This is a genomic window from Algibacter sp. (assembly GCF_049667265.1).
In the GTDB taxonomy this organism is placed as follows: Bacteria; Bacteroidota; Bacteroidia; order Flavobacteriales; family Flavobacteriaceae; genus Algibacter_B.
Genome location: NZ_JBATHX010000061.1, coordinates 1 through 4,720, shown reverse-complemented (window position 1 = coordinate 4,720; position 4,720 = coordinate 1). Strand labels below are relative to the sequence as shown.

Annotated in this window: 7 protein-coding genes; 2 read left to right on the top strand and 5 right to left on the bottom strand. The window is 33.7% G+C overall.

The window, feature by feature from the left end; genetic code table 11:
* The 5 genes from WBN21_RS02260 to WBN21_RS02240 all read right to left on the bottom strand — a co-directional run.
* Window positions 1-346 (bottom strand): pyruvate kinase (locus tag WBN21_RS02260; protein ID WP_424197681.1); only part of this gene is annotated, 346 nt, incomplete at its 3' end.
* Window positions 346-831: an IPExxxVDY family protein gene (locus tag WBN21_RS02255; RefSeq protein WP_424197680.1), complete on the bottom strand. Its 486-nt coding sequence runs from the start codon at window positions 829-831 to the stop codon at window positions 346-348. The genes WBN21_RS02255 and WBN21_RS02260, both read right to left, overlap by 1 nt.
* A 120-nt stretch (window positions 832-951) precedes the next feature.
* Window positions 952-1,692 (bottom strand): ribonuclease III, encoded by a 741-nt coding sequence (gene rnc / locus WBN21_RS02250; protein WP_424197679.1) that lies wholly within the window; start codon window positions 1,690-1,692, stop codon window positions 952-954.
* Between the two features lie 7 nt (window positions 1,693-1,699).
* Window positions 1,700-2,950: a beta-ketoacyl-ACP synthase II gene (fabF, locus tag WBN21_RS02245; RefSeq protein ID WP_424197678.1), complete on the bottom strand. Its 1,251-nt coding sequence runs from the start codon at window positions 2,948-2,950 to the stop codon at window positions 1,700-1,702.
* Window positions 2,951-2,972: 22 nt separating this feature from the next.
* Complete coding sequence (locus WBN21_RS02240) at window positions 2,973-3,206, bottom strand: acyl carrier protein (RefSeq protein WP_007647141.1); 234 nt, start codon at window positions 3,204-3,206, stop codon at window positions 2,973-2,975.
* 186 nt (window positions 3,207-3,392) lie between these two features.
* Between WBN21_RS02240 and purN the strand changes: the two genes are divergently transcribed.
* Together purN and WBN21_RS02230 are read left to right on the top strand one after the other, a co-directional pair.
* Entirely contained in the window at window positions 3,393-3,962 is a 570-nt protein-coding gene (purN, locus tag WBN21_RS02235) for a phosphoribosylglycinamide formyltransferase (RefSeq protein WP_424197677.1), read from the top strand.
* A gap of 64 nt (window positions 3,963-4,026) precedes the next feature.
* The gene (locus tag WBN21_RS02230; protein WP_424197676.1) at window positions 4,027-4,668 is read left to right on the top strand and encodes a viroplasmin family protein; all 642 of its coding nucleotides are present in this window, start codon (window positions 4,027-4,029) and stop codon (window positions 4,666-4,668) included.
* Window positions 4,669-4,720: the final 52 nt, after the last annotated feature.

The following is a 4,720-nucleotide window of genomic DNA, read 5'->3' as shown; positions in this document are numbered from 1 at the left end:
GCGGAAACCTATCGTAAGTCATGTAAACACGCTCTTTGGTTCCTTCAAAACGTTTGCCCGTTGCAAAAGTTATTTCGTCACCAGGGTTTACGACAACTTCCTCCTTCATAACACCTACACGAAGTTTTGGCCCTTGTAAATCTGCAAGAATAGCTGCAGTAAAACCATATTCTTCATTAAGCTCACGTATCATTTGGACACGTTCTTTTACATCATTATAATCGGCATGGGAGAAGTTTATTCTAAACACATTACAGCCTTCCTCAAGCATGGCTTTTAAAACTTCTTTAGTGCTGGTAGCAGGTCCTAAGGTTGCTACTATTTTGGTTTTTTTATCTATTAACATTAGTTAAAAATTAAATTATCTTTTGATTTCAATTGAATAGAATCTACACTATAAGCAGTTGCAATTTGAGGTATTTTTAAGATACTATCTAAAATATATTTTTCCTTACTGAAACTGAATTCGCTGTCTATTTTTAAAAAATAGTTTACAGTTTTATATTCTGGTAATAATTGAAATGTTTTGGTTATTTTTTCTTGACTGTCGAATAACGACGTATAATTTGATTGTTGAAGCTCTTCTGTTTTACAAATATTAGACACCAAGCTCCATGTTATTAATTGTTTTTCATCTTCCCATTCGTAAATTGAATAAGAAGTATGTCCGTTTTTAAAATCTAAATCTGATGGTTTTCTTGAAAGCGTTATACCCAAATGTTTATTAAGAAGATATGCCAATCGATAGTCTTCCAACCTGCAATGAATTGCGATTAAGGTGTATAATACTTCATCAAAAGCATCATCAAGAATAAGTTTATGAACAGCCATTACTTATTTGTAAATTTCGTAAATATAATATTTATAAAGTACAGTTCAATTACGTTTATGCTATTCTTGGCAAGAAATGCGACTAAAACGTTGTAGTAAATTGGGTTGAATTTAAGATGGTTAAAGCATCTTAGACATCTTGGTTTGAAAGGCAAAAAAGGCGCGTTTTGAAGCTTTTTCTTCTGCCTTTTTCTTTGAAGTTGCTCGGGCTTTAGAAATTACTTTGTCGTCAATTGATAGTTTTACTGAAAAATGTCGAACATCATCATTACCTGTGTCTTCATATACGTTGTAGCCAAATGTCTTTTTTTCTTTTTGACACCATTCAATAAGCAGACTCTTGTAACTTATTACTCTGCCCTCTAAAGTTTCGATATCTACATAAGGAATGATAACACGATTAAAAATGAATTTTTCACAGTATTTATATCCTCTATCAAGAAAAATGGCTCCTACTAAGGCTTCAAATAAATTACCATGAATATTATCGCCAAATTGACCTGCTGGTATTTTACTTTCCACTAAATCAATTAGTTTTAAGTCTTTACCCAACTCATTTAAATGCTCTCTACTTACTACTTTTGAGCGCATTTTGGTAAGGTAGCCCTCATCACCGCTTGGTACTTCAAGGTATAAATGAGAGGCAATTACAGAACTTAACATGGCATCGCCCAAAAACTCTAACCGCTCGTAATTAAACGCATTGCCCTTAGCGTCTTTTATATTCATAGACCGATGGGTAAAGGCTTTTTTATAGTACTTAACATCTTTAGGTTTAAACCCAAGTATTTTAGTTAATACCATAAAAAAATTCCCGTTGCGTTTAAAACGGGAATTTAGTATGTTACGAATGCTATCCATTCGGGATTTAATCTAGTTTTTTGAATATTACACAAGCGTTGTGACCGCCAAATCCAAATGTATTACTCATTGCTACTTTTACGTCGCGCTTTTGAGCCTTGTTTAAGGTTAAATTTAATTCAGGATCAATGTTTTCATCTACTGTAGTGTGGTTTATCGTTGGCGGAACAATACCATGTTCCATAGCCAAAATAACCGAAATAGCTTCAATAGCTCCAGCGGCACCTAAAAGGTGACCAGTCATTGATTTGGTTGAATTAATATTTATGTTCTTAGCGTGACTTCCAAATACTTCTGAAATTGCTTTAAGTTCTGCAACATCTCCTAAAGGTGTAGATGTACCATGAGTATTAATATGGTCAACATCTTCCGGCTTTAGGCCTGCATTTTCTAAGCAATTCTTCATTACTGCAATAACACCAATACCTTCAGGGTGTGGCGCCGTCATATGATAAGCATCAGAAGATAAACCTCCTCCAATACATTCAGCATAAATTTTAGCACCTCTTGCTTTTGCATGCTCATATTCTTCAAGAATTAAAGCTCCTGCACCTTCACCTAAAACAAAACCATCTCTGGTACCGTCAAAGGGTCTGGATGCCGTTTCTGGGCTTTCATTTCTAGTAGATAGCGCATGCATGGCATTAAAACCACCCATACCAGCAATAGTAACTGCTGCTTCACTTCCTCCTGTAACCACTACATCTGTGTGACCTAAACGAATGGAGTTTAGAGCATCAAATATAGCATTTGCAGAAGATGCACATGCAGAAACCGTTGTGTAATTAGGCCCCATAAAACCATGTTTTATAGAGATATTACCTGGCGCAATATCAGCAATCATTTTAGGAATAAAGAATGGATTGAATCTTGGAGTACCGTCGCCCGCAGCGAAGTTTAAAACTTCATTCTGAAAGGTTTCTAAACCACCAATACCCGCTCCCCATATAACACCAACACGTAACTTATTGACTTTATCTAGATCTAATTTTGAGTCTTCAATAGCCTCGTCTGCCGCTACCATAGCGTATTGTGCAAACTTATCCATTTTCCGAGCCTCTTTTCTATCTATAAAATCAGTTACTTCAAAGTCTTTTAATTCGCAAGCGAATTTTGTTTTAAACTTCTCGGTATCATAATATGTTATAGGCGCAGCTCCACTTTTACCACTAATTAAGCCTTCCCAATATTTATCTTTGGTATTGCCAATTGGTGTTAAAGCGCCCAATCCTGTGACTACAACTCGCTTTAATTCCATAAAGTATTTTGATTGTTTTTACTTATTTAGCCGCTTCTATATAAGAAATAGCTTGACCTACTGTAGCGATATTTTCAGCTTGGTCGTCTGGTATTTGAATATCGAATTCTTTTTCGAATTCCATAATTAATTCCACAGTGTCTAAAGAGTCGGCTCCTAAATCGTTTGTGAAGCTAGCTTCAGTAACAACTTCGTTCTCATCTACTCCTAATTTGTCCACGATAATCGCTTTTACTCTTGATGCAATGTCTGACATAATCTTTTAATTTAAATGTTTTAATTAGTTGGCAAAAATAAAAAACTTTATTTTATAATACACTTTTACTTTAAAAATGTGAGGGTAATTTACTAAAATTACTTTTAAGTATTTAATTTTTACCTTCTAATTGTTAATAATTATTCTTTTTTTTGTTTGAATAAATTTTAACACTATAGTCTGTAAATGAAACGAATTGTAATTTTTGCGTCCGGAAGTGGTACTAATGCTGAAAATTTAATTAAGTTTTTTCACAACAGCGATAATGCGTCTGTTATTCAGGTATTATCTAACAATCCCCATGCCAAAGTTTTGGAGCGTGCAAAAAACTTAAAAGTTAGCGCGTTGTCATTCAATAGAATAGCCTTCTCTAAAACCGATGATGTACTACATATTTTAAAAGCATCCAAGCCCGATTTAATTGTTTTGGCAGGTTTTTTATGGAAATTTCCTGAACATATATTAAATGCTTTCCCAAATAAAGTAATCAATGTACATCCTGCATTATTGCCAAAATATGGAGGAAAAGGTATGTATGGAATGCATGTTCATGAAGCTGTTGTAGCTAATAATGAAACTGAAACTGGAATTACTATTCATTATGTAAATGAACATTATGATGAAGGTGCTATTATTTTTCAAGCTAGATGTGAGGTAAATTCTGATGATTCAGCTGAAAATGTTGCTGAAAAAATTCATAAATTGGAAATGGAACATTTTCCTTTGGTGGTTAATAAGCTTTTAAATTCCAAATAACAAAATCTAAATTCCAAAAAACTCAAGGCGCAAAAAACAGCATTTGTGTAAATTCGTGAAATTCGTGTCAAAAAAAAAGAAAAAATATTATACCGTTTGGAAAGGACACAAAACAGGCGTCTTCGAATCTTGGAATGATTGCAAAGCCATGATAAAAGATTTTCAAGGCGCTCAATACAAATCCTTCTCAACATTTGATGCTGCAAAGCTTGCCTTAAAAGGTAATTATTTTGATTATGTGGGGAAAAACAAAGGTTTTAAAAGTGAATTATCCGCTGAACAACTAAAAAAAATAGGACAACCAAATTATAATTCCATTTCGGTTGATGCTGCATCGAGTGGAAACCCTGGCATTATGGAATATAGAGGTGTTGATACTAAAACAAAAAAACAATTATTTATACAAGGCCCTTTTGAGGAAGGGACGAATAATATAGGTGAATTTTTGGCTTTGGTTCATGGCTTGGCTATTCTTAAAAAAAATAATAGCGACCGCATTCTTTACACAGATTCTAAAACAGCCATGAGTTGGGTTAGAAAGAAAAATTGCAACACCAAACTAAAACGTAACGATAAAAATAAACCTGTTTTCGATTTAGTTGATAGGGCTTTAGATTGGTTAAAAAACAATACTTACAATTCCGTTATTGTAAAATGGGAAACTAAAGCTTGGGGAGAAATTCCCGCGGATTTTGGCAGAAAATAATCTACTACTCAATAAAAAAAAATTGTTCAACTTTAAAATAAATAATACAAAA

Bases quoted from the DNA above. Each gene is read 5' to 3' on its own strand.
- purN (WP_424197677.1), top strand. From the start codon at position 3,393: ATGAAACGAATTGTAATTTTTGCGTCCGGAAGTGGTACTAATGCTGAA.
- fabF (WP_424197678.1), bottom strand. From the start codon at position 2,950: ATGGAATTAAAGCGAGTTGTAGTCACAGGATTGGGCGCTTTAACACCA.
- WBN21_RS02240 (WP_007647141.1), bottom strand. From the start codon at position 3,206: ATGTCAGACATTGCATCAAGAGTAAAAGCGATTATCGTGGACAAATTA.
- rnc (WP_424197679.1), bottom strand. From the start codon at position 1,692: ATGGATAGCATTCGTAACATACTAAATTCCCGTTTTAAACGCAACGGG.
- WBN21_RS02255 (WP_424197680.1), bottom strand. From the start codon at position 831: ATGGCTGTTCATAAACTTATTCTTGATGATGCTTTTGATGAAGTATTA.